Below are 26,198 nucleotides of genomic sequence, written 5' to 3' on the forward strand. Positions count from 1 at the left end.
TAAGGCTTTTAATGGTGAACCGAATTTAGCTACGAATCAGGCTGAGTACCTCTGCACGAGAGGCGGCATTATTTTTGAAGCCTCCGCGCACCGCGGAGGTGGTTGTCGTCGCACCGGGCTTGCGGATGCCGCGCATGGCCATGCACAAATGCTCGCACTCGATGACCACGATGACGGACTGCGCGCCAAGGACCTCCACCAGGGCATCCGCGACCTGCTGGGTCAGGCGCTCTTGGACCTGGGGGCGCTTGGCGTACATATCCGCTAGGCGGGCAAGCTTGCTCAAGCCGGTGACGTGGCCGTCTTTACCTGGGATATAACCAATGTGCGCCACGCCGTAGAACGGCACCAAGTGGTGCTCGCAGGTGGAATAGATAGGGATATCGCGCACCAGGACCAGTTCTTGGTGGTCCTCGGCGAAGGTCTTGTGCAAGACCTCGGTTGGGTCTTCGTGCAGGCCGGCAAAGACCTCGCGGTAGGCGCGGGCCACACGGGCCGGGGTTTCGCGCAAACCCTCGCGGTCGGGGTCCTCCCCCACTGCAAGGAGCAACTCGCGTACCGCCGCCTCCGCCCGGTCCTGGTCGAAGGGGGCACGGGCGGGAATGTGATTATCAGGCATTAGTTATCTTCTTGCTTGTCGTCCTCGCGCGCATAGGGATTCTTGCGGCGATCCTTCTCGTCCCAGCCAGGGCTAAACCACTGGCTGGTCTCAGCCTCAGCATCCGCGCCGGCATCCGGCTTGTGATGCTTACCGCCGCCCGTAGCGGGGCGTGCGGCAGGGCGTGCCGTCGGACGCTCAGCGGGTTCGGAAGGCTGAGCCGGCCGATCAGGCTGTGCGCCAGCTCGTTTGGTGTCTGTGGACTCCTTGCCCTGGTTTGTTGGGGTGCTTCCCAACTCGCGGGCGGTGTCCGGATCGACGTAATCGCCAGCGTGCTGGCCAAAGTTGAAGCCCACTTCACCCTTCGGTTCTTCACCGGCGAGGCGGCGCTCACGGGCGGCCCTGGAGGCATCGAGAAGCGTCATGCGCTTAGGCAGCTCCTCGCCGCGCTCCTTAGCCAGCTCGACCGGGGTCTTGACCGGCGCATAACCAATCTGGCGGGGGAAGCGATCATCCTCGCCTGGGAAAACGTCGAAGGCTTCGCGTGGCTCGATGCCATCGAAGATTCGCTCCAGGTCGGGGCGGCGCAGGGTTTCCTTCTCCAGCAAGGCCTCTGCCAGCTTATCCAGGTAGTAGCGGTTATTGCGCAGGATGTCATAGGCCTGCTCGTGCGCGCGCTCGAGCAAGTAGCGCATCTGCTCATCGATCTTGGAAGCAACCTCATCGGAGTACTCGATGGAGCCGCCGCCACCCATCTGGCTAAAGGGATCGCCCTGCTCCTTGCCGTACTTCACGGTGCCGAGCTCCGGCGAGAAACCGTACTCGGTGAGCATGGAACGAGCGATCTTGGTGGCGTTTTCGATATCGGAGGACGCACCGGTCGTCGGCGCACCGAAGACCAGTTCCTCGGCCGCGCGACCGCCCATGGCAAAGACCAGGCGGGAGAAAAGCTCATCGCGGGTGTACATGCCCTTGTCATCTTCCTGCGAAGTCATGGCGTGGCCGCCGGTGCGACCGCGGGCCAAGATGGTGACCTTGTACACGCGCTCAATATCCTTGAGTGCCCACGCGGAAAGCGTGTGTCCGCCCTCGTGGTAAGCGGTGACTTTCTTCTCGTGCTCGGAGATGATCTTGCCCTGGCGGCGCGGGCCGCCCACGACGCGGTCGGTGGCCTCTTCCAAAGCGTCATAGGTAATGACGTTGCCGCCGATGCGGGCGGTAAGCAAAGCGGCCTCGTTGAGTACGTTGGCCAGGTCCGCACCGGACATGCCGGCAGTGCGCTTGGCCAGCTGCGCTACGTCAACCTCTTCTGCCAGCGGCTTATTCTTCGCGTGCACGCGCAGGATCTGCTCGCGGCCGGCCAAGTCCGGGTTGGTGACCGGAATCTGGCGGTCGAAGCGGCCTGGGCGCAGCAGCGCCGGATCGAGGATGTCCGGGCGGTTGGTGGCGGCGATGAGGATTACGCCTTCACGGTCACCAAAGCCGTCCATTTCTACCAGGAGCTGGTTGAGGGTCTGCTCGCGCTCATCGTGGCCGCCGCCGGTGCCGGAACCGCGCTGGCGGCCCACGGCGTCAATCTCGTCCACGAAGATGATGCAGGGGCTATTTTCCTTCGCCTGCTTGAACAGGTCGCGCACGCGGGAGGCACCCACGCCGACGAACATCTCCACAAAGTCAGAACCGGAGATGGAATAAAACGGCACGCCGGCCTCGCCAGCCACGGCGCGGGCCAGCAAGGTCTTACCGGTACCCGGAGGGCCATAAAGCAGCACGCCGCGCGGGATCTTGGCGCCTAGGTCGTGGTAGCGGGTGGGGTCATCCAAGAAGTCCTTGATCTCTTGCAGCTCGTCCACGGCTTCGTCCGCGCCGGCCACGTCCTCAAAAGTATTGGTCGGCATATCCTTGGTCAGTTCCTTAGCCTTGGACCCGCCGATACCAAACATGCCGCCTGCACCCTGCTGCATGCGGGACATGAGCCAGAAGAGCACACCGAAGAGGATGATCATCGGCAGCAGCATGCTGAGCATGGAGCCCAAGAAGGATTCCTGCGTGACATTGGTCTGGTACTTCTGGGCACCAGAATCCTTGACAGAGTTAAAGACCTGCTCGGAGGCGCGGGCCGGGTACTTGGCCACAATCTCCTTCACGCCTTCGCGCTCGTCTACCGTGATTTCGTCCTTGAGCTTGATGCGCAGGCGCTGCTCGCGGTCATCAATTTCCACCTCATCGACGTTTTTGTCTTTAAGCTGGGTCAGTGCAACGGAGGTATCCGCTTGCACGTAGCCGCGGGCATCGTTGCTAAAGAAGGTAAAAGCGTACAGCGCGATAAGGATAAGTGCCGCAATCCCGCCGTAGCGAATAATCTTGTTATTTTTCATTACTGCGCGATTTTAGTCGGTGGTGTAGACATCAGGGTGAAGGGTGCCCACGTAGGGCAGATCGCGGTAGCGTTCCGCATAATCTAGCCCGTAGCCGATGACGAATTCATTAGGGATATCAAAGCCCACATCCAAAAGGTCGATATCGGCCTTTACTACCTCCGGCTTACGCAGCAGCGTGACCACATCAAGCGAGGCTGGGTTTCGCCCCTTCAGGTTCCGAATAAGCCATGACAGGGTAAGGCCGGAATCAATAATGTCTTCCACAATAAGCACGTTGCGCCCCGCAATATCGCGGTCCAGGTCCTTCAAAATGCGCACCACACCGGAAGAAGAAGTGGAGGCGCCATAGGAGGACACGGCCATAAACTCCAACTCAGAGGGGATAGATAGCTTGCGCGCGAAATCCGTAAGGAAGAAGGCCGCGCCCTTGAGCACGCAGACCAAAAGCAGGTCTTGCTCAGCGTCGGCATACTTTTCAGAGACCATATCCGCGAGTTCTTGGACGCGGTTTTGCAGTTCCTCTTCTCCAATGAGGATTGCTTCTACATCCTCACCGTAGCGGTTTGCGGGAACGGCGAAGTCTTTCTTGTCGTGCACGAGTGGGCTCCTTTAATGACCAGACAACAGTGCCAGTTTGCCACCTATACGGGCTACTTCCAACCTCTGCCCCACCTGCCGCGCCGATCGCACAGCCACCGGCCCTTGCCCGCGCCAGTGGGTACACAGCTTAGCGACGTCCCCCACTCCCCTCCGGGTCACCTCTACCCCTTCGCTGACTAGCCACGCCGCGATCGCTCGCCGACGCCGCGGTTCTGCCAATGCCGCCAGCTCCGCGCAGTCCGTGGTGGGTGGGGTGTAGAGAGCGGCATCGTCAAGCGCGGCGTCACGTGCCGCTTGCGCCAGCGCTGGCACCGCATCCCCGCCGATGATGCGGCTCAACTGCGGGATTACCTCGCGGCGCAGCGCCACGCGGCGAAAATTCGTGTCCGCATTCTGCGGGTCCTGCCACACCGAAAGCCCCAATTCCGCGCAGGCGCCCTCGGTATCGGCGCGGCGCACGTTCAACAGCGGCCGCACCACGCGGGCGCCTTCCACCTCGCTGCGCTCACTCATGCCGGCCACCCGTCCGCGCAGCGCGCCGAGCAAAAGCGTTTCCGCCTGGTCATCGGCCGTATGCGCCACGGCAACCTCTAATCCTTCGTCCGCGCACGCGGCGGCCAGTGCCCGATACCGCGCCGCCCGCGCGGCCGCCTCCATCGACTCCGCCCCCGCCGCAGCGTCCGCCTCAACGCTAAGCACCTGCGCCCGCGCGCCTAGCGTTCGCGCCTGGTCGGCCGCGCGCTCGGCCTGCGCCCGCGATCCGTCCTGCAACCCGTGGTCCACGCACAGCGCGAGCACCTCGTGCCCCTCCGCCACCAGCGCCGCCAGGAGAGCCAGCGAATCCGCGCCTCCGGACAGCCCCACCGCCACTGCGTGGTCAAGGCCAGCGGCGCGCACGCCGCGCCGACACGCCAGAAAGTGCGGCGAAACCCGCGGCCAAAAGGGCTTATTAGAACTCATGCAGAGCAGAAGCCAACGCGTCTTGGGCCTTGCGGGCGGCCAAAATATCGCCGTCATTCACCAGGAAGGCAAAGGCATATACGCGCCCGGAATCACCCTGCGCGGTGCCGGCCAAGGCCGAGACCCCAGTCAGCGTGCCGGTCTTAGCTCGCACGTAACCCTTGGCCGCGGAATCGCCGTAGCGCTCGTACAGCGTGCCATCGCCGCCGGCTACCGGAAGGTAGGACACCAGCGGGCGCAGGCGCGGATCCTTGACCGCGCCATTAATAAGTTGCGTCAGCAGCCCGGCCGTGAGCCGATTATCCACCGAGAGCCCGGAATTGTCCTTAATGTCGACACCCTCGACGTCGAATCCTTGCTCCCGCAGCACCTCGAGCGTGGCCTGCGTATCGCCTTCAAAGCTGGCTTCCTTGCCACGGGACATCGCCAGCTCACGCGCAATGGCTTCGGCCATGACGTTATCGGAATGGCGCACCATTTCTCGGGCGCGGTCCGCTAACGGCGGCGAATCCACGCTCGCCACCTCCTGCGCGTTCTCCGCCACAGAGCCCATGCCTACCTTGCCCGCGCCGAGGCGATCGCCTAGCTGCTTAGCGACGTCCAAAGCCGGCTCATGACTCCTCGGCACGTCCCCCGTCGTCGCGCCCAAGCGACCACCGTAGAGCATGGCCGGTTCCATCGGCGCGACGAAGCCGCCGTCCACGTTTTCCGGATCCCAGCCTGGGGCCTGCGCCTCGCCGGACCACACTGAGGTATCGACGTAGACGCCATCGACCTGCTCGACGTTCTTCGAAATCTGCTCGGCCAAATCATCGAGCTGTTCGTGCGTCATCCACACATCGCCCGCGGCTTTAATGACCACGTTCTTTTCGTTCGACCCACGGTAGACCTTGGTGGTGATTTTCTCATTCTCATCCAGCGCCAACGTCGCCGCCGCAGTGGTAAGGACCTTCGTAGACGAGGCCGGGGTAAGCCGCTTATCCGCGTCGCGCTGCCACACCACGTCACCGGTTTCGGTATCGATCACCTCGCCGCCAAAAGTGGCAAGGTCCTTATTCTTGGCGAGCTCATCCAGCTTCGCGCTCAGCGCATCCAGGTCTGCCTCTCCCGGCTCTGCTGCGCTCAACGGCTCCTCAGGAGCCTCGACCGCCTGCGCCTCCCCGTGCGAGAGATCGCCGTATTCGCGCTGGAGGGTAACGCCCAGCGCAGCCGTACCTCCGACCGCTGCCGCTACCACGAGCGCGGTCGCTGACCACCAAACATGCTTTGCTTTCATTGCCTTTAACCCTAGCGCGAATCCGCAACGCGCTAGACTATGGGCAGTAATTGATACCCAATCCCCCATGGAGGACATCGCTGTGAGCGTTGAAGTAACCATTGAAATCCCGAAGGGCTCCCGCAACAAGTACGAGGTTGACCACGATTCCGGCAAGGTCTACCTCGACCGTTACCTGTTCACCCCGATGGCTTACCCGGCTGACTATGGCTTCATCGACCACACCCTGGGCGAGGACGGCGACCCGCTCGACGCCCTGGTCATCCTGCCGGAGCCGGTCTTCCCGGGCGTAGTCGTTGAGGCCCGCATCGTCGGCGTCTTCAAGATGACCGACGAGGCCGGCGGCGACGACAAGCTGCTCGCCGTCATCGATGACCCGCGCTGGGAGCGCTACCAGGACATCAACGATGTGGAGCAGCACATCAAGGACGAAATCGAGCACTTCTTCGTCCACTACAAGGACCTGGAGCCGAACAAGGAAGTCACTGGCTCCGGCTGGGGCGACAAGGACGAGGCAGAGAAGATCCTCGAAGAGGCTAAGGCTCGCTTCAAGTAAGCGCTTCTGCCGCACGCTAACGGCGGCACTGTGAAGGTACGTTTCCGCAGACGGTGGGGACCGAAGAGGTTTCCCACCGCGCGCCGAAGCGTACCTTTCGCGTTTTCCGACTAATCACTGTCGTTCACGGTACATAGTGGCGAAAAATAGCGTGTTTCGGGGCGTTATTTGCCGTGAACGTTAAAGGCACCTGTGGACGAAAACCGCGCCTTAGAAGCCACAATGGGAGGCAAGCCAGCCGTCGAGCTCAGATTCCGGAGCATCAGGAGCGATGGGGTCCTCGACGAACTCCTCACCTGTGCACGCCTTGTCCTTGGCAGTAGTGAGCATGAGCGAGCGGCCGTCCGGGTAATCCAGCACCACGTTGGCGGAGGCGTAGCCGGCGGTCGGCTCGCCGAAGGTGCGCACGTTGTCCAGGCCGCGGAAGGTCAGGAGGATGGCTTCGGCGGAGGAGGCGGCGTCGATGGCGGCATCGAGGAGCTCCGCGTTGGTCGGGTCCTCTTTCAAAGCCTCGCGGGCGCGCTGAAATTCTTCACTCTCGCCATAGATTCCGGTATACGCTGCGGTATCCACCACCGCGGTGTTGATGTGTTTTTCGCTGGCGTTGAAAAGAAAATAGGGCTAGTCCAGCAGCGCCCCGCCATAGGAGGGGCCGAGGAAGTACACGGCGGCGAACACCGCGATAAAGGCAACGCTGAAGAGTCCGCCAAGAATTTTCAGTACAGTTTTCATTCTTTTTTCATTCTTTTCGACCTCCTGTGCGCAGCACGTAGCCGCGCAACGGTTCAACAAGGACAATGGCAAGAAGCGTGACCACCCAGCCCACCGCCAGGAAGCCGAAGGCCATAAGCAGGCGAGCGCTCACATCGACGTCGCTTTGCTCGACGTTGGAGAAGAACATCAGCGAAGCAATTCCGCCGCCGAAGAGAAAACCGAAGGAGCTCAAGGCCACGACCGGCCCCATGACGGTCAGCGCCCCGGAGCGGAACTGGAAGCCGCGCGGCACGCCCATCAAATCCAGAGAGCGGATGAGCTCCTTGTCCTCGAAGATGCCGGAAACCTGACCCAGGATGATGGACATGGTGGTCAACGTGAAGCCGAAAACGAGGGTTAGTACAACGCCAGTGGAGATGTCCTTGAACACCACGTTCATTCCGGGATCTTCTTCGAGCACCGAGGCCAAGGCATCGGAGCCCAGGGGCGCGGCAACGAGGAAGCCGGCCAGGTAGCCGAAGAAGCCGATGGCAGCGCTGCGCCGCCATGCCGGGCGGGCATTGCCCGCCACGCGCTGGCAGGCCACGAAGTGCGCGGTTCCGGGGAAGAGGGAGAAGACGTGCGCGCCCAACTGCAGGATGAAAGGCGCGATGAGGTTGATGCTCATCAGCATGCCAAACATGACCACGATGACCATCGCGGTGGGCGGGCCCGCCTTGCCCGTGAGGAACACGCCGCCGACTGCCACGATGATGAGGAAGACGATGGCGCGCCACCAGCGGTAGGCCGCGGGCATCTGGCGTTTGGCCACGCCCAGCGGGCTCACCCGCACGCGGCGCATGCCGTACAGTGCCGCGCCGATGGCCAGGAGGAAGAGCACGCCGGCCACGGCTATATATCCCCACCAGGGCAGCAGAATCTCTGTCAGGTCAATGGGCCGCATTTGGAAGTCCAGCTGGGTAAAGACCGGTGCGACGAGTAGGCTAATCAACCCGCCGAGCACGATGCCGATCACCGCCTGGAGGCCGGTTTCCACAATTGCCATGCGCTCCACCTGGCGGGAGCTTAAGCCCAGCAGGCGCAGGGTGGCTAGGCGCTGCTCCCTTCCGGACGCACCCAGGACGGCGGCCTGGGAGGTGAGGTTAAACAGCGCGGGAAGGATGAACGCGCAGGAAAAGAGAGCCAGGGCGAACCAGGGATAGAGGAAGGCCTCCATCTCGTTGCCAAAGGCCTCCTTGAGGGCGGGCGCGGCGTCCTCGACGTGCTGGGCGCGCTCCCAAAACATCCAGGTGCCGCCCGCAACCAAAAAGGCGATGGCGGAACCGATGGTCAGGCTCACAATCGCCAATAGAGAGACGATGCCCGTGCCCGAGCGCGCGCGAATGGATTCGCGCTGCAGGTCATAGACCAAGGTGGCGGTGTTCATCGAATCACCCCCAGGCGGCGGTCGTCGTGAATGATGCCATCGCGAATCTCCACGCGGCGCTGCATCCAATCGGCCACCTTCGGGTCGTGCGTGACCATGACCAGGCTCGCCCCGGCCTGGCGCACGATGGTGGTGAGCATCTGCATGACCTCGTGGCCGGTGGACTGATCCAGCGCACCGGTCGGCTCGTCGGCGAAGACAACGCCTGGGTTCGCCACTAGCGCACGCGCAATGGTCACGCGCTGAGCCTGGCCACCGGAGACCTGCGCCGGGCGGCGGTCCGCCAGGCCACCCAGGCCCAGCTGATCAAGAAGCTCCATCGCGCGCCTGCGGGCCGCACCCCGCCCCATACCGTTAAGCATGGCCGGCAGCGCCACGTTATCCACGTTGCTGAGCTCCGGCAGCAGCTGACCATCCTGGAAGACGAAGCCGAAGTTGCGCAGGCGGGTGCGGGAGCGGGGGGTGTCGGAAAGCGCGGAGAGCTCCTCGTCCCCGTAGCGCACGCTACCGTGCGTGGGGGTGAGCACGCCGGACATGCAGTGCAGCAGCGTGGACTTGCCGGAGCCAGACGGCCCCATGACAGCCACGAGCTCGCCCGGTTCAATGTCGAGGGAAATTCCGGCGAGCACCGGGCCGCCGCCGAAGTCCTTGGTGATGTCTGTCAGGGAAAGTATCTGTGCCATGTCTCTCATTTCACCGTGCCGGGCCCGCGGAAAGAACAGCCCTAGCGTTGCTCTTTAAGGTAGTGCCAGCACTACCCCTGTAGTTCGGGACACCCGATATGCTGTGAACCGTGTTCCGAAAGAATCCCCAACCCACCACGCACGAGCAGCAGCAGGCGCAGCAGATTGCGCAGCTCACGGCCTCGCGCCGCGCCATCGCGGACGCCTACGAGGTCGAGCGCGCCCGCATCGAGCGCGACCTGCACGACGGCGCGCAGCAATACCTCGTGGCCGCGAGCATGAAGTTGGGCGAGGCTCTTCTCGACGCCCCCGCTGGCCTCACCGAGCTCCTCACCGCCGCAAAGCAGGACGTGGACCGCGGCCTGAATTCCCTGCGCGCCACGGTGCACGGTATTCACCCACAGGTGCTGCAGGATCACGGCCTGGTCGCCGCGCTTGCCGACGCCGCCTCCTCCCACGGCCCCCACGTCAGCGTCTTTGCCCCGCATTCTCTGCCTGAGCTCTCCGCCTCCGTGCTGGCCTGCGGCTATTTCTTCGGCACGGAAGCTTTGACGAATGCGGCCAAGCATGCGCCGGGCGCGCCGGTTTCGGTGCTGGTGACCTCGGACGATTCGCTGCGCATCACCGTGGTGGATGAGGGCCCCGGCGGCGCACAGGTCGTCCCCGGGCGCGGCCTGGCGGGGATGGCCGAGCGTCTTGCTGCCTTCGGCGGAGAAATGTCTTTGTCCTCACCGCCTGGCGGCCCGACCCGGGTGGCCGGGTCCATTCCCCTTCTTCTCGATCGCGGACAGCCAGGAGTGTAAAAGATGAGCTTAAGGATTGTGGTAGCGGATGACTCCGCCATTCTGCGCGAGGGCCTGGCCGGCCTGTTGGAGCGCCGCGGGCACTCTGTAGTGGACCAGGCTTCCTCTGCCCCTTCGCTCGAGGCTGTGGTGGATAAACTGCGCGACGACCTGCCAGACATCGTCATCACGGACGTACGCATGCCGCCGGGCATGGGCGACGATGGTTTGAAAGCCGCCGTGAATTTGAGAAACGCCTACCCGGGCCTGCCTGTCATGGTGCTCTCCCAATACGTGGCCCCGGCCTATGCGGTGGAGCTCTTCGACTCCCCCGAGGCCGGCACCGGCTACCTTTTGAAGGACCGTGTCTCCGAGGTGCGCGACTTCCTGGCCAGCCTGGACGTGGTGGCCCAGGGCGGCACCGTCATCGACCCCACCGTGGCTCAAGCTCTCATGAGCTCCGGACGCAGCGGCTTGGGCGAGCTCACCCCGCGCGAGCGCGAGGTTCTCGAATTAATGTCCCGCGGCAAGTCCAACAAGGACATCGCCGCCGAGCTCGTTTTATCCGCCGCCGCGGTGGCCAAGCATGTCTCCAACATCTTCACCAAGCTTCGCTTAGACCCCAGCGAGGACAACCGCCGCGTCAAGGCGATTCTGGAGTACCTCTCCGCGCACCGTTAAAACGCGCACGCAGGCCTCCGCGGGGCCAGCGCCGTGTGTGTCACTTTGACCCGATGCGCCACACAAGAATCGCCGCGGGCAGCCCGCACGACGCTCACGGTAAATAGAGCGCGAACCCCCCAATTTCCGACGCTATTTACAGAAAACGACATCGACTCCTCACACGAACCGACGATTTAAGTGCCACAGCCAGATCCGCGGCTTGCACCTGCGTGCTCTCCGCCAGAACCCGTTCTTCAACACGACGAATCACGCGGTCCTTCACATTTTTATTCCGGGCAGGTGTGGCCTAACTTTCTGGCCGGTTTGTGCTCTGATTCAGCAAGGTGCGAGTTTTAACCTTCACTAGGTTGAGATTCCACAGTCGAGCCTCATCGACCATAGCGAATTCGGTGGTGTCCTCATCCGAGATGTCCACTTCGATGGTGACAGCATTGCCTGCGGAAGACATGATGGTGTAGTTAAGCCCTTCAAGCCTGTCAATTAAGGTGGTGACCGCTTCGCTTCTCGGGGAGGTCTTGCCCGAAAGCGCAGTAGCAATATCAACGAGCTTCTTTTCATCGATTGCTTCATCGCCGCTGTCGATGAAGCAATATTGTTGAATTGGCGATCCATCCTCTACAGGAGCGATGGAATGCTCTTCCGCTGAACCAACTTTTCTAAGTGTCAGCGTCCCGGTGACGTCCTCAAAAGCTAGCTGCTCCCGTGGACTGCGGTTGTTGCAGGCAAAGTGAATGGTGTCGCCTTCCCTCTCAGTGATAACAATTCCTGAATCACCAGTCATGCATTCGTATCCAGGTTCGACTCCTTCCATGTAACTATGGAGGTATTCGTTAAAGACACTGAGCCAGTCTGACTTTTGTCCGGTTCGCAGACGAAAGCCTGCGCTATTGCTAACGCCATCGGTAAGACGAATGCTGTTTTCTGTCTCATTATCAAAGAGCACGAACTCAGCGCTAAAGGTCCTAAGCCTCATTGCAGTGGGAGCCGTTCCTTGGCGAACTTCAAATTCGAGGTTGACAATATATTCGGTGTGAGGCTCCAAGCTCACCTCGATATCGCTTTCAATGGTTATGCCATCGATTTCAAGCGTGCCTTGTCGAAGCTCTGTCCGCATCTCTGCCAGACTTTGCATCAAAAATTTCCCTTTCAATTCAGATGAGCGTTGAAAGCGTGGCGGAGAAGCCCCACTCTCGCCATGAACAGAAAGCCGTACCGTGGGCTGTACGCCACTCTAATCACAACCAAGACGGGTTCGCCTGAATTCATCTCAGTTGCCGCTGGAAATTCATGCCCTGCGCACATCCGCCGCGGATGCCAAGGATTTGGACCAAGGCATACTCTAAGCCTCGACTACAAGGGGTTAAACGCCGAAGCAGATAACTGTTTGGGCTACAAATCTGGCGAGACAAGAGCTAAAGCTGCTGGAACAGACAATTGACGCAACGGGCCGAGCTCGCATGTTGTCGCCGTCCCTAGTTCCTCACGGCTCTTCTCGGACGCGGCACGCGGAGCAGCATAAGGACCTATGCGTGACTAGGGTATGAGGCATGAAAAACGTTCAACCAACCGAAGTACCAGAAGGCGCTCAGCTCATTGATGTCCGCGAGAATGATGAGTGGGCAGTGGAGCGCGCGAAGGGCGCGACCCACATCCCGATGAGCGAGATTACGGGTCGCATCCAGGAAATCGACCCAGATAAGGATATCTACGTAATCTGCCACGCAGGCGGTCGCAGCATGCAGGTCTGCCAGTATCTAGAACATGCGCTGGGCTGGGACACCATCAATGTGGATGGCGGCACGGATAAGTGGAAGGCTTCTGGGCTTCCCATCGAAACGGATTAATTGGCCTTAACCAATCTTTTGGGATTATGATGATGGTATGGCTTCCACGAATAATTCTGTAATCCCAACGACCCTGCTCGAGTCCCCGTCGTTCCAATTGGAGCGCCTCCGCCGCCGCACCCGCGATGGCGTAGAGGCTGCTTTGCAGACCAAGCAGACAACGCTGCGCGAGTACTGGGTCCTTACCTGTCTGGTCGACGCGGATGCCGCGTCGCAGTCTTATCTGTCCGAAACCCTGGCCATTGACGCCTCTGACATGGTGCGTCTTATCGACGCCCTCGAGGACCGCGGCTGGGCAAAGCGCGAACGCGACCCAAAGGATCGCCGCCGCCAGATCGTCGCTTCCACCAAAAAGGGCACAAAGGCCCACAAGGACCTGGCGGTGCTGGTCGCTACCGCCGAGGACGAGGCATTGGATGAGTCCACCAATAAGCAGCTCAAGCATCTGCGAAAGTTGGCTAAGTCCATCATTGCCGCGGACGAAGAAGAGGCATAAATGGCGGGTCCCGAATCGCTCGTCCCACAGCAGTACCTTCTAGGAAGCGCGGCACCGCGGCCGCGCACGCTGTGGGACATCATTACCACCACCGCGGAAATGAACCCCGATGCCGCCGCGCTTGATGACGGCGAAATCATCACCTATTCCGAGCTCATCCACGAGGTCGAGGCATGGGCTGCCGAGCTGCACGCCAATGGCGTGCGCCGCGGCGATCGCATCGGCATTAGGATGACCTCCGGCAAACGCGAGCTCTACCTCGCCATTTTGGCGACCTTGGCGGCAGGCGCAGCCTATGTGCCTGTCGACGCCGATGACCCTGACGAGCGCGCCGAGATGGTTTTCGGCGAAGCCGATATCGATGGCGTTTTCACGGACGACGGATTCCGCTTCCTGCGGGACTCCGCGCGCCCGGACGCCCCTGCCGAGGAGACGAATGCTCCGCGCCCAGAGGACACCGCGTGGATCATCTTCACCTCAGGTTCGACCGGCAAGCCTAAAGGCGTGGCCGTCAGCCATCGTTCCGCGGCCGCCTTCGTGGACGCGGAAGCGAGCCTCTTTTTGGTCAACCACCCGCACGGGCCCTTAGGTCCTGAGGATCGCGTGCTCGCCGGCTTGTCCGTCGCCTTCGATGCCTCCTGCGAGGAGATGTGGCTGGCCTGGGGCCACGGCGGCTGCCTGGTCCCAGCACCGCGGTCTCTGGTGCGTTCCGGCATGGATTTGGGCCCATGGCTCATCCGCCGCGACATCACCGTCGTGTCCACCGTGCCCACCCTGGCGGGCCTCTGGCCGGCCGAGGCTCTCGACAATATCCGCCTACTCATCGTCGGCGGCGAGGCCTGCTCGCAAGAATTGGTGGACCGTTTGGCCACCGAGGACCGCGAGATGTGGAATACCTACGGCCCCACCGAGGCCACCGTCGTCGCCTGTGCGCAGCAGATGCTGCCGGGCCGGCCGGTGTCCATTGGATTGCCGCTTAACGGTTGGGACCTGGTGGTCGTCGATAAGCAGGGCATGCCCGTGGAAATGGGCGGCGTCGGCGAGCTGGTAATCGGCGGCGTGGGACTGGCGTCCTATCTGGATCCGGCCAAGGACGCGGAAAAATACGCACCGCTGGAGTCCATGGGCTGGCAGCGCGCCTATCGCACCGGTGACCACGTTCGCCTGGAAGAAGACGGGCTGTACTTCGTCGGCCGCGTGGATGACCAAGTAAAGATTGGCGGGCGCCGCATCGAGCTCGGCGAGGTCGAAGCTAATGTTGCGGCGCTAGATAACGTCTACAACTCGGCCGTGGCCGTGCAAAAGACTCCCGGCGGCGAGTCCGTTCTGGTGGGCTATGTCTCCCTCGAGGATGAGGCCAAGGGCTTCGATCACGAGGCCGCGCACGCTCGCCTGGCCGATACCATGCCGGCCGCGCTCGTCCCGCGCATCTGCGTGATGGAAGAGCTGCCGGTGCGTACCTCCGGCAAGGTGGATAAGAAGGCCCTGCCGTGGCCGCTGCCTGGAGTGGGCGTGGAATCGACCACGCTGACCGAGACCGAGAAGTGGCTCGCGGAGCTGTGGGTAGAAACGCTCGGCGTATCCGTGGAGGACGAGAACGCCGATTTCTTCTCTCTCGGCGGCACCTCGCTCGCGGCCGCGACCCTCGTGGGTCATATCAGGGAGCGCTACCCCACCGTGGCCGTGCGCGACCTCTACGACCACCCACGCTTGGGCTCGCTGGCCGAGCTCATTGCGGGAGCCGAACCGCGCCCCGCTGCTGCTGACGTCCCCATGCGCGAGGTCACCAAGGTCGGCTTCGGCACCCGCCTCGCCCAGACCCTGATTCAGATCCCCGTCATGACACTGGCCGCCTCCAGCTGGCTGGCCTGGCTCATGTTGGGTTCTACCGTGGCGGCATCACTGGGCTTTGAGTGGGCCGCGGCCTATCCGTGGTGGCTGGTCATTGCCCTGCTCATCGTCTTTGTCACCCCCGTCGGCCGCATCCCCATTGGCGGCTACGGCGCGCGTCTTATTACGGCCGGCATTAAGCCGGGCGATTACCCGCGCGGCGGGTCGACGCACCTGCGCATCTGGGCGGCCGAGCGCTGGGCTAATGCCTCCGGCGCGAGCTCCCTGGCCGGTGCCACGCGCGTGAATAACTACGCCCGCACGCTTGGCGTCAAGGTCAAGCGCGGCGTGGACCTACACTCCCTGCCGCCGGTGACCGGCCTGCTCACGCTGGGCAAGCACGCCGCCATCGAGCCCGAAGTGGATCTTTCCGGTTATTGGCTGGACGGCGATATCTTGCATGTGGGCGCCATCGACGTCAAGGAAGGCGCTCGCGTGGGCGCGCGCTCCACGCTGTTGCCTGGCACCGTGGTGCGCAAGTATGCCCACGTGGAGGCCGGTTCCACCGTTACCGGCCGCAAGAAGATCAAGGACGGCCAACGCTGGTCCGGCTCGCCTGCCCAGAAGGTGGGCCGCTCCAAGCACCGCTTCCCGTCCCATACGCCAAAGCGCCGGCCGTGGTGGGTGGCTATCTATGACGCCACCTCCGTCCTCCTCGCCATCCAGCCGGTCGTGGCGCTGGCGATAGGCGCGGCCATCGTCCTCGCCCTTGTGCATTCCACGGGTGGCGATAGCTTCATCGGTGCGGTCTTCTTCGCGCCCGTCGGCGCGCTGGCGGCCTTTGCCACCTATATGCTGCAGACCTGGCTGGGCGTGCGCATTCTCTCGCTGGGCATTAGCCCGGGCGTGGCACCCGTGCGCTCGGCCACGGGCTGGCGCCTGTGGGCCATCGAGCGCCTCATGGACGAGGCCCGCACCAAGCTCTTTCCGCTCTATGCCTCCCAGCTGACCCCAGCCTGGCTGCGCTCGCTCGGCGCGGAGATTGGCGCCAACGTGGAAATCTCCACCGCGGTCATGATCCCCAAGCTCACCGAGGTCAAAGAGGGTGCCTTCCTGGCCGATGACACCATGATCGGCGGCTACGAGCTCGGCGGCGGCTGGATGCGCACCGGCGAGACCAAGGTGGGTAAGCGCTCCTTCGTGGGCAACTCCGGCATCACCGCACCCGGCCGCAAACTATCGAAGAACTCGCTGGTTGCCGTTCTTTCTTCTACCCCGAAGAAGACGAAGGCCGGCGCCAACTGGTGGGGTGCGCCGCCAGAGCGCATGCGCCGCGTGACCGTAGAGGTGGACTCCCCCGCCAACTCGGGTGAGGCGCTGACCTATAACCCGGGCTTTGCCGTCAAGGCCGCCCGCGGCGTGGTGGAAACCATGCGCCTTTTGGCACCGATGTTTTCTGCCATGTTGCTCGCGGCAACCCTTAGCGTCTACGACTTGCTTCTCGACGCCCTCGGCTTCCCCCTGACCTGGCTCCTCTCCGGCCTCGTGCTCATGGGCATGGGTGCGGTGGCCATGGCCGTCACCGTCGCGGTGAAGTGGATCTGCGTGGGCAAGCACCGCGCGGCTGACCACCCGCTGTGGTCCGCTTTTGTCTGGCTCAATGAGCTGCAGGATACCTTCGTGGAGGTCGTCGCCGCGCCGTGGTTCTTCCAGCACACCTACGGCTCCGGCGAGATCAACCTGGGGCTGCGCGCCCTCGGCGTGGAAATCGGCCGCGGTGCGTGGATCGATTCCTACTGGTTCCCGGAAACGGACCTCATCCGCGTCGGTGAGGCCGCCACCGTGGGCCCTGGCACGGTGGTGCAAACCCACCTTTTCCAGGACCGCGTGATGAGCCTAGATACCGTCACCATCCAGGACGGCTCCACCCTAGCCGCCCACTCGGTGGCGCTGCCTGCCTCGCTCATCGGCACTGCATCCACCGTGGGTCCCGGCTCGCTGGTTATGCGCGGTGACCGCGTGCCCACCAACGCCGTATGGCAGGGCAACCCCATCGAGCCGTGGGAGCGATAGGTCGCCGGCCATAATCTGCGCCCTACCGCGCGAAGTCCTGGTATTTAATCATCTCGCCGGACTTGAAGTCCCAGGCCTCCACCCGGACACGGTCAGCAAACACCTTGACCCGCAGTCCGGTGGAGGCCTCTTCCTTTTCCTTAACAATTTTTTCGTCGTTATCGCCATCCGGTAGGTACTCATTGAGAATGGCGCCGGTGTTGACCACGGGGAAGCCGGTACGGCCAGCCTCACCAGTGCCGTCATAGCGGCGGGTTCCCCACCAGTTATTCTGACGCAGCGAAGAGTGGCTGTGGCTGCTAAACCACACGATGTTGTTGTACTTATTGACCACGTTGGATAGCGCCTCGAGGTCCTCAAAGTCATTCTGGTACCACGCCGAATGAGACATCGATACCGTCTGTGGCAGCAGCGGATGGCTAAAGACCAACGCCGGAGTGCCCTTAGCATCCCAATAAGCCAGGCGCTCATCTAGCCAATCGAGCTGCTCCTTGCTGATGCGCTGGAACGGCTCCTTGCCGTGGCGCAGAATATCGGAATAAAACTCGGTATTTACCGAAATGAGCGGCACCCCATCCACCACTTCTTCCTTCCACGGTTTATCCTGGCCGGAGTATTTGAGAAAGCGATCCAGGTAAGTCTTAGAGCCTTCCTTGCCATACATTTCGTGGTTGCCGATGGTCCACAATTCCTTGCCCGAATCGTGCGGCACCTCGCTGTGCGCGGCCAAGAAATCATCCCACTGCTGCTGCGAGCCATCGTCCACGAGGTCGCCGTTGAGCACCAGCGCCCCGGCCTTGTCCTCCATACCGTTCAACTGGCGGACCGCGTCTTTGTAGTCTTGGGGGTCGCCCTGGACGTCGGAAAGCACGTCTACTGTGGCTTGCGGTGAGCCTTTAAGCTCGCCCAGCGGCTTGACGACGCCCACATTATCCACCGCCCACCACCAGTCATCATTGCCGTTGTTGTAGCGGAAGTTGACCTGCATCTTCCTTGCGCCAGCCGGCACATCGATGCCGATGGACTCGTGATTGGAAAAGACGTCCCTATCAAAAGCGGCAATCTCCTGCGCCTTACCGCCATCGAAAGAAACCTCCACGGTGGCATTCTGCCCATCTTTGCCTTGGCGGTAATGGTGATCGAATTCCACGTTTACCCGGTCCTGCCCCGCCACCGGGATGTCCGGGGTCTTCAGACCCGCGGTCATGGAATCGCCTTCGGCCAAGCGCTGCTGCTTGTTGTCGATGATGGCGAAGGTGTCATGAGCCTGAGTGAAGTAGTGGCGCATATCGGTACCAGATGCCCAGGTCCAGTGGCGCATATCGCCAAAGGTCCAGCCTTTCCAGCGCGCCTCGCCCGAGTCCACGCCCTGCACGTCGGTCTTCCACCCCTCCGGCGCGCGATGGGTGAACCATGCCGGGGTATCCGCCCCGTCGAAGCTTTCCTGCCACAGCACCCGAGACTCAGTGGCGTCCTCCTGCTGCACATCGTCTCCTGTGGAGGAACCGTGGGAGGAGCTCGGTGAAGAACTCAGCGAAGAGCCGAATGACGACCCCAATGAAGAACTAAGGGACGAACCCGGAAGCGAGGACTGGGCCGCAGCTCCGGGTGCGCCTACTATTGCGGTAAGCGCCAGGACAGAAGAGAAAGCACAGAGTTTATTTTTCATAACTCAATTTCTATCTGGCCTGGGCAACACGGCGGTTACATATACGTAAACTCTTGGCAAGCACTAAATGCTTGCCAAGAGTCCTGGCCTATGTTCCTTGCTATCTAGGCGTGACGGTGCAGCCAATCCACGACCGTATCGAGGGCTTGGTCGGCCGCCGGCTCATTGAAGACCTCGTGCTTCTGGCCCTCCCAGGTCACATACTCCACGTCCTTGGAGGAAATGGAGTTGTACCAATCCTGGGAGAAGTACGGCGGAACGATGCCGTCTTTGGTGCCGTGCATGATAAGCGTCGGAGCGGTGAAGAGGTCTGCATTGACGGCGTCATAATTCGCAATTGCTGCCAGCTGCAAGGCCGTGCCAGCACTGGTCTTTTTTGCGATAAGCGGGCTCGAAGCATATTCGTCCTTCACCGCCTGGTTAGTGGAGATGCCATCTGTAAACGGATTAGACATCGTGATGCCCTTGCTCCACTCCGGCGAGTCCACACCGATTTCGGTACGGTGCGGGATTAGGTTCTGCGCGTAGCGGGCATTGAAACTGGTGAGCTGGGCCAACGGCAAACGCTCAAAGATGGTGGGATCCAGTTTCTTTTGGGTCTCAGAAATATCATCCGGCGTGATGTTCTTTCCCGCAACATTCTTGCCCGAAAGGTTCAGCGGCGCGCCACCACCATTGGTGATGATGCCATCTACCTTGCCCGGGTTACGGATGCCATAGGCCTCTACGGTCAGCGAGCCCATCGAGTGGCCCAGCAGGAAGGTCTTAGCGCCCTGATTTTCCTCCTTCGCCATGTCCACCACATGGTCGAAATCATCCAAGATGTACTGGAAATTATCGATGTGTCCCAGTGGCACGCTGCCGCCGGCGGACTTGCCGTGCCCGCGGTGATCTACGCGGTAGACGTTGTAGCCCGCATCCAGCAGCCGCTTAGCGACGTAATCGTAACGCCCCGAGTGCTCAGACACGCCGTGGGCCAAGACCACCGCACCACGCGGATTGGCCACCTTTTGAGTGCGGTAGTAAATCTTGACGCCGTGGCCGTGCGCGCTGTCGAAATAGCCATCCTCATCAGATACCTGCTTCTCTGAGAGGGTCGGACGTCCCAACACATCCGGCTTTTGGTCCGCCGCGGGTGCAGGCGCTGGGGCTTCCTGTGCGATTGCTCCTGTCGTAAGCGTGCCAGATACCGTCACTGGTGCCGCCACTACTGCCGCTGCCGTTAGGTAGGCGGCGAGGTGCTTCTTCATCATCACTGTCTCCTTGAGGTGTTGTAGCTCATATCGGTTCGCTAGATGAGATTGAGATAACAGTAATGCTAAATATCAGATAATCCAGGGCACAAATAGTTTTCATTAATGATACCTACGGTTGCGTGACATAACCGCAGAAGAAGAGCCCTTTAGAAATCAACAATTCCCCCGAAACTTTTTGTCCGCATTTACCCCCTTTAGTACCCCTAAAACAAAAGGCGGGAAACTCGGAGCTACCGAGTTTCCCGCCCACGTTGCGGCCAATTCAAATCAACCTAGTCACCAATCTGGTCGCGACCGCGCTTGACGATATTCTCATCAACCTCGCCCACCAACTCATGATCCTTATTGGTGTACTCGAACTTAGACAGCACGTAGCGCATGGCGTTGATACGGGCACGCTTCTTGTCATTGGACTTAATGGTGATCCACGGCGACTCTTCCGTATCCGTGTAGCGGAACTGCTCCTCCTTCGCACGGGTATAGTCATCCCACTTATCCAGCGAAGCCAAGTCCATAGGCGAAAGCTTCCACTGACGTACCGGGTCAATCTGGCGAATGGCGAAGCGGGTGCGCTGCTCCTTACGAGTAACCGAGAACCACAGCTTAGTCAGGGAGATACCCGAGCCCAGAATCATATTCTCCAGCATTGGAACCTCGCGAAGGAATTCCGCGTGCTGGCTTTCGGTACAAAAGCCCATAACCCGCTCCACCCCGGAACGGTTATACCAAGAGCGGTCAAAGAAGACGATTTCACCACCGGCCGGGAAATGCTCGATGTAACGCTGGAAGTACCACGAGGTGGACTCACGCGGCGACGGCTTTTCCAATGCCACTGTGCGGGCACCGCGCGGGTTCAGGTGTTCGTTAAAGCGCTTGATAGTGCCGCCTTTACCGGCTGCGTCGCGCCCCTCAAAGATAATAATATGACGCTGACCAGTTTCCTTGGTCCAGTTCTGCCACTTCAGCAATTCAATCTGCAGCGCACGCTTAACGGACTCGTACTCATCGCGAGTCATGCGTTCATCGTAGGGGTAATTTTCACGCCAAGTCTGAACCGGGGAACCATCCGGCATGATCAGCGAAGGGTCATCCTCATCGGTTCCGTCGACGACGTAGCCGTCTGTTTTTGCCAGGTCAATCTCGGGAAGATCGTCGTCTTTAATATCAGCCATGCATTAAGTGTAACCCGAATATAGACAGCAAGCGCGTTAAACTTTCGAAGTTATCCCTTCCCTAAGAAGTTATCCCTTCCCTAAACAGCCACCAAAACGAAAAGAAGGCCTACCGAGACGGTAGACCTTCTTGCTTCAGTGAGCTTTAAAGCTCAGAACTGGAGGATGTTCTTATACGAACATGCCGATCAGCTTGGAAGCGCCTTCAGCAATGGACAGCAGCGGAGAAAGAACCTCGTGGATAGAGTTGAACAAATTGCTGCTCAATTCTACGAAGCTGCCGAAGTTGGAGGAAAGTTCCTGCATTTTAGTGTCTCCTTATTGAAGGTTGGTTGATGGAAAGGTCTTGCTTACTTGGAGCTCAGTTCTTCCAAGCCGTTACCGAAAGTCTCGAAAGCTTCCTTCAGGGCCTCAAATCCTTCAGCGACGCCTTTCCAGTCCTGGATGCCCTGAACAATCTTGCCCCAGCCTTCCCAGGTAGTTACGAAGTTATCCAAGTGCATCTGAATGGTGGAGAGATCCATGTTTGAACTCCTAAAATAGATCCGAAGCTACTGCCGCGGAGGGGTTTGCAGTTTGCAGACACCCTCAGCGGGCGTCACAAAAGATATTTTGACACAAGTTTGAACGAAATCAAGTCAAATTTGCATAGATGCCCCATCACGCAGGCAACTTGATAGGGATAAGTTTATGGCTTTTGGAGGCATTAAAATTTTTTAACTTAACTGAAAGGCTACTAAACTGGGCTTTTACATTACGCTTTAAATAGCTAGGTTAGCTCAGGCTTAACACTGTAACGCTTCCGGAGTAACGAACGATAGGTAGGCGCAAAACCCACTCTCCGAGAGCGAAAACCTTTTTAAATTCCGCCCCTTCAGCTACCCCTATACGGGGTCACTGGGGTGCATGGTTCGCATGTTAAAAGCTGTGGCGGAGAATCGCGAGCCATATAGCGCGGTGAATTTCCCAAAAGCTCTCCGATCTCCAGCCCCAATTGAAACCGACTATGACGAGCACATTCGGAAAGTCATCTCGTAAAGACGCAGCGTTCACATATCGCATCACTTAAAGAAAATGGTGCAGACACGCCGAAGCGCCCCGTTTCATGCGCTCTAAAGCACAGAAACGGGGCGCTCAGGCTGATGCTAGGCCCGTTGTTATTGGCGGCCTATGGGGTATAGGGCGTTAGAAGCCCATGCCGCCCATGGCGTCAGCGTCCGGCATGCCGTTGTTGGCTCCGGCCGGCTCAGGCTTGTCGGCAACGACGGCCTCGGTGGTCAGGAACAGAGCTGCAATGGAAGCAGCGTTCTGCAGTGCGGAGCGGGTGACCTTGACCGGGTCATTGATGCCAGCCTCCATGAGGTTGACGTACTCACCGGTAGCAGCGTTCAGGCCCTCGCCTGCTGGCAGGGAGGAAACCTTGTCAGCAACAACGCCCGGCTCCAGACCAGCGTTGTGTGCGATCTGCTTCAGCGGTGCGGACAGGGCCTCGCGGACGATCTTGACGCCGGTAGCCTCATCGCCCTTGAGGTCATCCAGGGAATCCAGGACGGAAGCAGCCTGCAGCAGGGCTACGCCACCGCCGGCAACGATGCCTTCTTCCACGGCAGCCTTTGCGTTGCGGACTGCATCCTCGATGCGGTGCTTGCGCTCCTTGAGCTCGACCTCGGTAGCGGCGCCGACCTTAAGGACGGCAACGCCGCCGGAGAGCTTAGCCAGGCGCTCCTGGAGCTTCTCACGGTCGTAATCGGAATCGGAGCTTTCGATCTCAGCGCGAATCTGCTTGATGCGGCCGTCGATCTGCTCCTGGGAGCCAGCACCCTGAACGATGGTGGTCTCATCCTTGGTGACAACGACCTTGCGTGCCTGGCCCAGGTACTCGAGCTCGGCGGTCTCGAGGGAGAGGCCGACCTCTTCGGAGATGACCTGGCCGCCAGTGAGGATGGCCATGTCCTGCAGGGTGGCCTTGCGGCGATCGCCGAAGCCAGGAGCCTTAACGGCAACGGACTTGAAGGTGCCGCGGATCTTGTTCACCACGAGGGTGGACAGGGCCTCGCCCTCAACGTCCTCGGCGATGATCAGCAGCGGCTTGCCGGACTGCATGACCTTCTCCAACAGCGGAACGAGGTCCTTGATATTGGAGATCTTGGAAGAGACCAGCAGGATATATGGGTCCTCCAGGACTGCCTCCTGGCGCTCCATATCAGTAGCGAAGTAGCCGGAGATGTAGCCCTTGTCAAAGCGCATGCCCTCGGTTACCTCGAGGTCAACGCCGAAGGTATTGGACTCTTCCACGGTGATAACGGAGTCCTTGTTTACGGAGCCGTTGCCCACGGTGTACATAGCCTCAGCGATCTTCTCGCCGATAGCCGGGTCAGCAGCGGAGATGCCTGCGGTGGTAGCGATCTGCTCCTGGGTTTCTACTTCCTTAGCGGAAGACAGCAGGGAATCTACAACCTTCTTGGTTGCGGTCTCGATGCCGCGCTTGATGCCCATAGGGTTGGAACCTGCGGCTACGTTGCGCAGACCCTCGCGTACCAGAGCCTGTGCCAGCACGGTTGCGGTGGTGGTGCCGTCGCCAGCGACGTCATCGGTCTTCTTAGCCACTTCCTTGACCAGCTCGGCGCCGATCTTCTCATAAGCATCCTCGAGCTCGATTTCGCGAGCGATAGAAACACCATCGTTGGTAATGGTCGGGGCGCCCCAGGACTTTTCCAGGACGACGTTGCGGCCCTTAGGGCCGAGGGTGACCTTGACTGCGTCGGCCAGCGTGTTCAGGCCGCGCTCAAGGCCGCGGCGGGCCTCTTCATCAAAAGCGATAATCTTTGCCATTGTGTTTGTGCTCCTTGGTTTATTGAGGACGACACTCACGTCTTTCTCGCTGCGGACGCCCGCGACGGCATGGCTGGTGAGTGTGAACCAACCTCAACCACAACGATGTAGATTTATCTGGCACTCATACTGTGCGAGTGCTAACGACCATTCTGGCACTCTCCCATCGCGACTGCAAGAAAAAATGGCGCCCCCATGCAGGGACGCCATTATATTAAGGAATGGATCTGAAACTAGGAGCTCTTCACCGTGCGCTTGGTCCAGCGGTAGATAAACGTCAGCGCAAGAATAAAGAGGATCACGCCAACCACTGTGGCGGAGGTACCGCCTGCAAAGATCTCCAGCGGGCTATCACCGCCAGCAGCGGCGATAATGCCGGCATTGACCACGCCAAAGAGGGACTCACCCACGATCAAGCCGGTAGCCAGGAGGGTTCCCATGCGCTTGGCAAACTCGGGGCGGGATTGCTTCGCGGCCCACTTATCGTAGAAAGTGCCCAGGATGGCGCCGATGGGGATGACGATGGTCAGCGCGGCCGGCAGGTACATACCCATGCCAGCTGCCAGCGGGGACAATGAGTACTTATCGGTGAACTTGCGCAGGAGCTCGTCAATAATAATGAGGACAGCGCCGATAGCCATGCCGATAAAGATAAGGTCCCAATCCAGCGAGCTATCGAAGATGCCGGAGGCAACCGAAGACATCAAGGCGGCCTGTGGGGCGGCCAAGGCGTCTTCGCCCGCACCCTCCATGCCTTGGAAACCGAAACCGTTGAGCATGACCTGCAAAATCGGCGGGATGACTAGGGAGCCGAAGACCACGCCGATAATGAGCGCTACCTGCTGCTTCCACGGGGTAGCGCCAACGAGTGCGCCGGTCTTCAGGTCCTGCAGGTTGTCATTGGAAATGGTGGCAATACCAAAGACAATGGCCGCGGTAAAGAGCGTATACGCCACCAAGGACAAAGGATCAGCGCTGGTGCCGCGGGTAACGGCGGCGATGAGCAGCGAGGCAGCAAGCACGGCAATGATACCGATGGAGGAAATCGGCGAGTTAGACGCACCAATCAGGCCCGCCATGTAGCCGCACACGGAGGCGATAATGAGGCCTACCAGCAACGTAAAAAGCACGGAGACGGTAATGAGCACGGCCATATGGTCATGGATATCGGTACCCTGCACGAAGTCCCACAGCAGCAGCGCGATGGGCACCATAAACGCCACGATGGTGGTGGCAACATAGGGGAAGGGAATATCTCGCTCGGTCACATCCACGGCGGAACCGGACTTACGGGCGCGCGAGGAGGCTAGCGACTGGCGGATACCCAGCGCAATGGGCCCGGCAATCTTCAGCAGGGTCCAGATAGCGGCAATGGCCATGGTGCCCACGCCGATGAAGCGGATGTCATCGGAGAAGGTGGTATCGACGACGTCGGCAAGCGCGGTGGCGCCCGAAATATCACCGGTGGTGAAAATGGGCAGCAAGATGAAATAGGAAATCACTACGCCAACCAGCATGGCGATGCCCACCGGCAGGCCCACCAAGTGGCCCACGCCGATAAGGGCGGTAGAAAGGCTCGTGCCCAGGGTGGTCGCGCCGGCGCCGAGTTTGAAATAGGCGGTGACCTCAGAGGCGGCCGCCTTCATTGCGGTCAGCAGCGCCATGACGGCCGAGGTAATACCGCCGGCGACGATGATGCGCAGACCCTTGGCATTTTCTTCCTGGTTGGCGCCGGAAGCATTTTCATCGCCCACCTTGAGGACCTCGGCCGCGGCCACGCCCTCCGGGTAGGGCAGATCGGAGCCTGTTACCAAAGCGCGGCGCAACGGGATGGAATACATCACGCCCAGCACGCCGCCGATGATGCACACACCGGCCGTCTGCAGGAAGCCGAAGCCCTGCCAGTACCCCACCATCACTAGGCCCGGGAGGACGAAGATGATGGCGGACAAGGTGCCCGCAGCAGAGGCGATGGTCTGGACAATATTATTTTCTTTAATGTTATGACCTTTGAAATGGCGCAAGACTGCCATGGAAATCACGGCAGCGGGGATGGAGGTAGCAAAGGTCAAGCCCACCTTCAGGCCTAGGTACACGTTGGCAGCGGTGAAGATGAGGGTAATCAGGCCGCCGATGATAATGCCGCGCAGAGTCAGCTCGGGCAGGGTGGCCTTGGAACCTGCGGCGGATGATGCGTTCGCCATGCCAGGTCCTTTCTATTCTCGGCTATGAAAGTTTCTCGTTTCACCCCGCGTAACAAACCGCAGCCTGCCACGTCCGTTCCTGTCTGTTTGTCCCCGATTCCTCGCCGGAATGGGGTCCGAACGGACAAAATCCGCACAGGGTGGAATGAATAAATTTTAGTT

Annotated in this window: 22 protein-coding genes; 6 read left to right on the forward strand and 16 right to left on the reverse strand. The window is 60.6% G+C overall.

Features of this window, described 5'->3' with window-relative positions:
- Positions 1–25 precede the first annotated feature (25 nt).
- From folE to dacB, 5 genes are read right to left on the reverse strand one after another with little or no spacing between them, the layout of a single operon-like run.
- Entirely contained in the window at positions 26–619 is a 594-nt protein-coding gene (folE, locus tag ACLI1M_RS10310; RefSeq protein ID WP_023019934.1) for a GTP cyclohydrolase I FolE, read from the reverse strand.
- Positions 619–2,976, reverse strand: coding sequence for an ATP-dependent zinc metalloprotease FtsH (gene ftsH / locus ACLI1M_RS10315; protein WP_023019935.1), 2,358 nt, complete (start codon positions 2,974–2,976; stop codon positions 619–621). The genes folE and ftsH overlap by 1 nt, the downstream gene beginning before the upstream one ends.
- Before the next feature lie 12 nt (positions 2,977–2,988).
- Entirely contained in the window at positions 2,989–3,576 is a 588-nt protein-coding gene (hpt, locus tag ACLI1M_RS10320; protein ID WP_248100091.1) for a hypoxanthine phosphoribosyltransferase, read from the reverse strand.
- Positions 3,577–3,588: 12 nt separating this feature from the next.
- The gene (tilS, locus tag ACLI1M_RS10325) at positions 3,589–4,539 is read right to left on the reverse strand and encodes a tRNA lysidine(34) synthetase TilS (protein WP_317001502.1); all 951 of its coding nucleotides are present in this window, start codon (positions 4,537–4,539) and stop codon (positions 3,589–3,591) included.
- Entirely contained in the window at positions 4,529–5,815 is a 1,287-nt protein-coding gene (dacB, locus tag ACLI1M_RS10330) for a D-alanyl-D-alanine carboxypeptidase/D-alanyl-D-alanine-endopeptidase (RefSeq protein ID WP_239208087.1), read from the reverse strand. Before dacB ends, tilS begins: the two co-directional genes overlap by 11 nt.
- Before the next feature lie 67 nt (positions 5,816–5,882).
- Here dacB and ACLI1M_RS10335 point away from each other — a divergent pair, with 67 nt between their 5' ends.
- Positions 5,883–6,371, forward strand: a complete 489-nt coding sequence (locus tag ACLI1M_RS10335; RefSeq protein ID WP_317001500.1) for an inorganic diphosphatase — start codon at positions 5,883–5,885, stop codon at positions 6,369–6,371.
- A 210-nt stretch (positions 6,372–6,581) separates the two neighbouring features.
- On the opposite strand, the gene ACLI1M_RS10340 is transcribed toward ACLI1M_RS10335, so the two are convergent.
- The 3 genes from ACLI1M_RS10340 to ACLI1M_RS10350 form a co-directional block, all read right to left on the reverse strand.
- Entirely contained in the window at positions 6,582–6,947 is a 366-nt protein-coding gene (locus tag ACLI1M_RS10340; protein WP_023019940.1) for a S41 family peptidase, read from the reverse strand.
- Between the two features lie 163 nt (positions 6,948–7,110).
- Positions 7,111–8,511, reverse strand: a complete 1,401-nt coding sequence (locus tag ACLI1M_RS10345; protein ID WP_023019941.1) for an FtsX-like permease family protein — start codon at positions 8,509–8,511, stop codon at positions 7,111–7,113.
- Positions 8,508–9,194, reverse strand: coding sequence for an ABC transporter ATP-binding protein (locus ACLI1M_RS10350; protein ID WP_023019942.1), 687 nt, complete (start codon positions 9,192–9,194; stop codon positions 8,508–8,510). Before ACLI1M_RS10350 ends, ACLI1M_RS10345 begins: the two co-directional genes overlap by 4 nt.
- Before the next feature lie 110 nt (positions 9,195–9,304).
- Here ACLI1M_RS10350 and ACLI1M_RS10355 point away from each other — a divergent pair, with 110 nt between their 5' ends.
- Both ACLI1M_RS10355 and ACLI1M_RS10360 read left to right on the forward strand, forming a co-directional pair.
- Positions 9,305–9,997, forward strand: coding sequence for a sensor histidine kinase (locus ACLI1M_RS10355; protein ID WP_239208089.1), 693 nt, complete (start codon positions 9,305–9,307; stop codon positions 9,995–9,997).
- Between the two features lie 3 nt (positions 9,998–10,000).
- Complete coding sequence (locus ACLI1M_RS10360; RefSeq protein ID WP_023019944.1) at positions 10,001–10,657, forward strand: LuxR C-terminal-related transcriptional regulator; 657 nt, start codon at positions 10,001–10,003, stop codon at positions 10,655–10,657.
- A gap of 289 nt (positions 10,658–10,946) precedes the next feature.
- Here the strand turns inward: ACLI1M_RS10360 and ACLI1M_RS10365 are convergent, their stop codons facing one another.
- On the reverse strand, positions 10,947–11,792 hold the full coding sequence (locus ACLI1M_RS10365; protein WP_317001498.1) for a hypothetical protein: 846 nt from the start codon (positions 11,790–11,792) through the stop codon (positions 10,947–10,949).
- A gap of 415 nt (positions 11,793–12,207) precedes the next feature.
- On the opposite strand from ACLI1M_RS10365, the gene ACLI1M_RS10370 reads away from it, so the two are divergent.
- Genes ACLI1M_RS10370 through ACLI1M_RS10380 form a run of 3 tightly spaced genes read left to right on the forward strand, consistent with a single transcriptional unit; the run spans position 12,208 to position 16,903 of the window.
- Positions 12,208–12,504, forward strand: coding sequence for a rhodanese-like domain-containing protein (locus tag ACLI1M_RS10370; protein WP_023019946.1), 297 nt, complete (start codon positions 12,208–12,210; stop codon positions 12,502–12,504).
- Positions 12,505–12,541: 37 nt separating this feature from the next.
- Positions 12,542–13,000, forward strand: coding sequence for a MarR family winged helix-turn-helix transcriptional regulator (locus ACLI1M_RS10375; protein WP_023019947.1), 459 nt, complete (start codon positions 12,542–12,544; stop codon positions 12,998–13,000).
- The gene (locus ACLI1M_RS10380; protein WP_411706558.1) at positions 13,001–16,903 is read left to right on the forward strand and encodes a Pls/PosA family non-ribosomal peptide synthetase; all 3,903 of its coding nucleotides are present in this window, start codon (positions 13,001–13,003) and stop codon (positions 16,901–16,903) included.
- Positions 16,904–16,925: 22 nt separating this feature from the next.
- Here the strand turns inward: ACLI1M_RS10380 and ACLI1M_RS10385 are convergent, their stop codons facing one another.
- The 7 genes from ACLI1M_RS10385 to ACLI1M_RS10415 all read right to left on the reverse strand — a co-directional run bounded on the left by ACLI1M_RS10385 (position 16,926) and on the right by ACLI1M_RS10415 (position 26,036).
- A complete protein-coding gene (locus ACLI1M_RS10385) occupies positions 16,926–18,572 on the reverse strand; it encodes a metallophosphoesterase family protein (protein WP_317001496.1) in 1,647 nt (548 codons plus the stop codon).
- 104 nt (positions 18,573–18,676) lie between these two features.
- Positions 18,677–19,825, reverse strand: a complete 1,149-nt coding sequence (locus ACLI1M_RS10390) for a lysophospholipase (RefSeq protein WP_411706559.1) — start codon at positions 19,823–19,825, stop codon at positions 18,677–18,679.
- 275 nt (positions 19,826–20,100) lie between these two features.
- Positions 20,101–21,000, reverse strand: coding sequence for a polyphosphate kinase 2 (gene ppk2, locus ACLI1M_RS10395; RefSeq protein ID WP_023019951.1), 900 nt, complete (start codon positions 20,998–21,000; stop codon positions 20,101–20,103).
- 171 nt (positions 21,001–21,171) lie between these two features.
- The gene (locus ACLI1M_RS10400) at positions 21,172–21,306 is read right to left on the reverse strand and encodes a hypothetical protein (protein ID WP_023019952.1); all 135 of its coding nucleotides are present in this window, start codon (positions 21,304–21,306) and stop codon (positions 21,172–21,174) included.
- Between the two features lie 44 nt (positions 21,307–21,350).
- A complete protein-coding gene (locus ACLI1M_RS10405; protein ID WP_023019953.1) occupies positions 21,351–21,524 on the reverse strand; it encodes a hypothetical protein in 174 nt (57 codons plus the stop codon).
- A 661-nt stretch (positions 21,525–22,185) separates the two neighbouring features.
- Positions 22,186–23,832 carry a chaperonin GroEL gene (groL, locus tag ACLI1M_RS10410; RefSeq protein WP_023019954.1) on the reverse strand — a complete coding sequence of 549 codons (1,647 nt, stop codon included), beginning with the start codon at positions 23,830–23,832 and terminating at the stop codon, positions 22,186–22,188.
- 233 nt (positions 23,833–24,065) lie between these two features.
- Complete coding sequence (locus ACLI1M_RS10415) at positions 24,066–26,036, reverse strand: OPT family oligopeptide transporter (RefSeq protein ID WP_259825287.1); 1,971 nt, start codon at positions 26,034–26,036, stop codon at positions 24,066–24,068.
- Positions 26,037–26,198: the final 162 nt, after the last annotated feature.

The sequence above is a fragment of the Corynebacterium sp. LaCa54 genome (assembly GCF_046717495.1).
GTDB lineage: Bacteria > Actinomycetota > Actinomycetes > Mycobacteriales > Mycobacteriaceae > Corynebacterium > Corynebacterium kefirresidentii.

Bases quoted from the DNA above. Each gene is read 5' to 3' on its own strand.
- ACLI1M_RS10390 (WP_411706559.1), bottom strand. From the start codon at position 19,825: ATGATGAAGAAGCACCTCGCCGCCTACCTAACGGCAGCGGCAGTAGTG.
- ACLI1M_RS10360 (WP_023019944.1), top strand. From the start codon at position 10,001: ATGAGCTTAAGGATTGTGGTAGCGGATGACTCCGCCATTCTGCGCGAG.
- ACLI1M_RS10350 (WP_023019942.1), bottom strand. From the start codon at position 9,194: ATGGCACAGATACTTTCCCTGACAGACATCACCAAGGACTTCGGCGGC.
- ACLI1M_RS10370 (WP_023019946.1), top strand. From the start codon at position 12,208: ATGAAAAACGTTCAACCAACCGAAGTACCAGAAGGCGCTCAGCTCATT.
- groL (WP_023019954.1), bottom strand. From the start codon at position 23,832: ATGGCAAAGATTATCGCTTTTGATGAAGAGGCCCGCCGCGGCCTTGAG.
- ACLI1M_RS10385 (WP_317001496.1), bottom strand. From the start codon at position 18,572: ATGAAAAATAAACTCTGTGCTTTCTCTTCTGTCCTGGCGCTTACCGCA.
- folE (WP_023019934.1), bottom strand. From the start codon at position 619: ATGCCTGATAATCACATTCCCGCCCGTGCCCCCTTCGACCAGGACCGG.
- ACLI1M_RS10380 (WP_411706558.1), top strand. From the start codon at position 13,001: ATGGCGGGTCCCGAATCGCTCGTCCCACAGCAGTACCTTCTAGGAAGC.
- ACLI1M_RS10365 (WP_317001498.1), bottom strand. From the start codon at position 11,792: ATGCAAAGTCTGGCAGAGATGCGGACAGAGCTTCGACAAGGCACGCTT.
- ACLI1M_RS10375 (WP_023019947.1), top strand. From the start codon at position 12,542: ATGGCTTCCACGAATAATTCTGTAATCCCAACGACCCTGCTCGAGTCC.
- ACLI1M_RS10345 (WP_023019941.1), bottom strand. From the start codon at position 8,511: ATGAACACCGCCACCTTGGTCTATGACCTGCAGCGCGAATCCATTCGC.
- tilS (WP_317001502.1), bottom strand. From the start codon at position 4,539: ATGAGTTCTAATAAGCCCTTTTGGCCGCGGGTTTCGCCGCACTTTCTG.
- ppk2 (WP_023019951.1), bottom strand. From the start codon at position 21,000: ATGGCTGATATTAAAGACGACGATCTTCCCGAGATTGACCTGGCAAAA.
- ftsH (WP_023019935.1), bottom strand. From the start codon at position 2,976: ATGAAAAATAACAAGATTATTCGCTACGGCGGGATTGCGGCACTTATC.
- ACLI1M_RS10335 (WP_317001500.1), top strand. From the start codon at position 5,883: ATGGAGGACATCGCTGTGAGCGTTGAAGTAACCATTGAAATCCCGAAG.
- dacB (WP_239208087.1), bottom strand. From the start codon at position 5,815: ATGAAAGCAAAGCATGTTTGGTGGTCAGCGACCGCGCTCGTGGTAGCG.
- ACLI1M_RS10415 (WP_259825287.1), bottom strand. From the start codon at position 26,036: ATGGCGAACGCATCATCCGCCGCAGGTTCCAAGGCCACCCTGCCCGAG.
- ACLI1M_RS10405 (WP_023019953.1), bottom strand. From the start codon at position 21,524: ATGGATCTCTCCACCATTCAGATGCACTTGGATAACTTCGTAACTACC.
- ACLI1M_RS10400 (WP_023019952.1), bottom strand. From the start codon at position 21,306: ATGCAGGAACTTTCCTCCAACTTCGGCAGCTTCGTAGAATTGAGCAGC.